Source organism: Castellaniella sp., from assembly GCF_034007085.1.
Classification (GTDB): domain Bacteria; phylum Pseudomonadota; class Gammaproteobacteria; order Burkholderiales; family Burkholderiaceae_B; genus Castellaniella.
On the sequence record NZ_JAVERO010000206.1, the window covers coordinates 1 to 2,822 of the forward strand.

A 2,822-nucleotide genomic window follows, 5' to 3' on the forward strand; every position below is an offset into this window, starting at 1 on the left:
TGGCATCTCCTGCTCTCACGGCCAGGATTCAGAATCTGAGCCACCACTACGGCAAGACCCGCGCACTGGACGGAATCGACCTGGACATCCCGGCCGGCCGGATTGTCGGACTGATCGGCCCCGACGGGGTGGGCAAATCCACACTGCTGTCGATCCTGGCGGGCGCCCGGATCATTCAGCAAGGAAAAGTGGAGGTCCTGGGCGGCGACATGGCCCAGCGCGCCCACCGCGACCACGCCTGCCCACGCATTGCCTACATGCCGCAGGGCCTGGGCAAGAACCTGTACCCCACCCTGTCGGTCGAGGAAAATCTGCAGTTCTTCGCCCGGCTGTTCGGTCACGGCGCCGCCGAACGACGTCGGCGCATCGACCTGCTGACCCGCAGCACAGGGCTGGACCCGTTCCTGGCACGCCCGGCCGGCAAGCTTTCGGGCGGCATGAAACAGAAACTCAGCCTGTGCTGCGCCCTGATCCACGATCCGGATTTCCTGATCCTGGACGAGCCCACCACGGGCGTCGACCCACTGGCCCGCGCCCAGTTCTGGGACCTGATTGCCCGCATCCGCGCCGACCAGCCCAATATGTCGGTGATCGTGGCCACGGCCTACATGGACGAAGCCCAGCGTTTCGACTGGTTGATCGCCATGGACCAGGGGCATGTCCTGGCCACCGGCACGCCAGCGGAACTATTGGCCTCCACGGGCCAGAGCACGCTGGAATCGGCCTTCATCCACCTGCTGCCTGCTTCCCGGCGCGAAGGCTATGCGCCGGTGGAAATTCCGCCGCTGCCTGACGGCGACGAGGACGACATCGCCATCGAAGCCGAAGGCCTGACCATGCGCTTCGGCGATTTCGTCGCCGTCGACCATGTCAGTTTCCGCATCCGCCGTGGCGAGATTTTCGGCTTTCTGGGATCGAACGGCTGCGGCAAATCCACCACCATGAAGATGCTGACGGGACTGTTGCCGGCCAGCGAGGGGCGTGCCTGGCTGTTCGGCCACGAAATCGACCCGGACGATCTGGACGTGCGCCGCCGGGTCGGCTACATGTCCCAGTCGTTCTCACTGTACAGCGAACTGACGGTCCACCAGAATCTGGTCCTGCATGCCCGCCTGTTCCAAGTGCCCGCCGAGCACATTCCGGACCGGGTCCAGGCCATGGCAGAACGCTTTGGCCTGATCGACGTGCTGGACATGCTGCCCGACAGCCTGCCACTGGGCATCCGCCAACGGCTGTCGCTGGCGGTGGCCATGGTGCACGAACCCGAGCTGCTGATCCTGGATGAACCCACATCCGGCGTGGATCCCATCGCCCGCGATGATTTCTGGCGTCTGCTGATCACCCTGTCGCGCCGCAACCGGGTGACGATCTTCATTTCCACCCATTTCATGAACGAGGCCGAACGCTGCGACCGCATGTCCATGATGCACGCGGGGCGCGTGCTCGACAGCGATCGGCCAGCCGAACTGGTGCGCAAGCGCGGGGCTCAGACACTGGAAGAAGCCTTCATCGGCTATCTGCTGGAGGCCAGCGGCGAAACCCCGCCATCCGGCCCCACGGCACCCGACACCCCCACGCCCGAGCCCCCCAGCGTGCCCGACACGCCTGCCGTCACGGCGGCAGCCCCCCAGCCTGCTGCCCGCGCATCCCGCATCCCGGCCTTCAGTCTGGCCCGGCTGCTGAGCACCCTGCATCGGGAATCCATGGAACTGCGCCGCGACCCGGTGCGCGGTACCCTGGCCCTGCTGGGTTCCCTGGTCCTGATGTTCGTCATCGGCTTCGGCATCAGCCTGGACGTGGAAAATCTGCGCTTCGCCGTCCTGGATCGGGACAACACCACGATCAGCCGCGACTATGCGCTGAACCTGTCTGGATCACGCTACTTCATCGAACATGCGCCGATCCTGAACGAAGCCGACATGGACCACCGCATGCGCAGCGGCGAACTGTCCCTGGCCATCGAAATTCCGCCCGGCTTCGGCGCCGATCTGTTGCATGGGCGCACGGCCGACATCAGTGCCTGGATCGATGGCGCCATGCCGCTGCGCGCCGAAACCATCAAGGGGTACGTCCAGGCCATGCACCGTGAATGGCTGGCGCAGCAGGCCCGCGAACGCCTGGGCATGCCGATCGGCCAGCTGGCCAGCCTGGAAACCCGTTTCCGCTACAACCCGGACGTGCGCAGTCTGCCGGCCATGGTCCCGGTCGTGATCCCACTGATGCTCATCATGCTGCCGGCCATGCTCACCGCCCTGGCCGTGGTGCGCGAAAAGGAAATCGGCTCGATCATCAATCTGTACGTCACGCCGCTGTCCCGCACGGAATTCCTGCTGGGCAAACAGATCCCCTACATCGGGCTGGCCCTGGTCAACTTCGCCGCCATGTGCCTGCTGGCAGTCACCGTATTCGGCGTACCGATCAAGGGCAGCCTGGCCACGCTGGCGCTGGCTGCCACCGTGTTCTGCACGGCTTCGACCGGCCTGGGCCTGCTGGCATCGGCCATGACGCGCAGCCAGGTGGCCGCCATGTTCTTCACCCTGATCGCGACCCTGATCCCCGCCATCCAGTTTTCCGGGTTGCTGGATCCGGTCAGTTCCCTGGAAGGGCTGGGCCGTTTGATCGGCCAGGTCTATCCGGCCGCACACATGTTCACCATCAGCCGCGGTGTATTCAACAAGGCACTGGGATTCCAGGACCTGTGGCCGTCCATCGGGCTGCTGGCGCTGTCGATCCCATTCATCCTGGGCAGCGCGATCGCGCTGCTTCGCAAGCAGGACCGCTGACATGAGCACCCGATCCCTTGGAACGATCTGGCGGCTGGG

General features: G+C 65.2%; 1 protein-coding gene. It reads left to right on the forward strand.

Going from position 1 to position 2,822, the window contains the following annotated elements; genetic code table 11:
• The first annotated feature begins 26 nt into the window (after window positions 1–26).
• Window positions 27–2,783, forward strand: coding sequence for a ribosome-associated ATPase/putative transporter RbbA (gene rbbA / locus RBR29_RS11745; RefSeq protein WP_320349481.1), 2,757 nt, complete (start codon window positions 27–29; stop codon window positions 2,781–2,783).
• Window positions 2,784–2,822 lie beyond the last annotated feature (39 nt).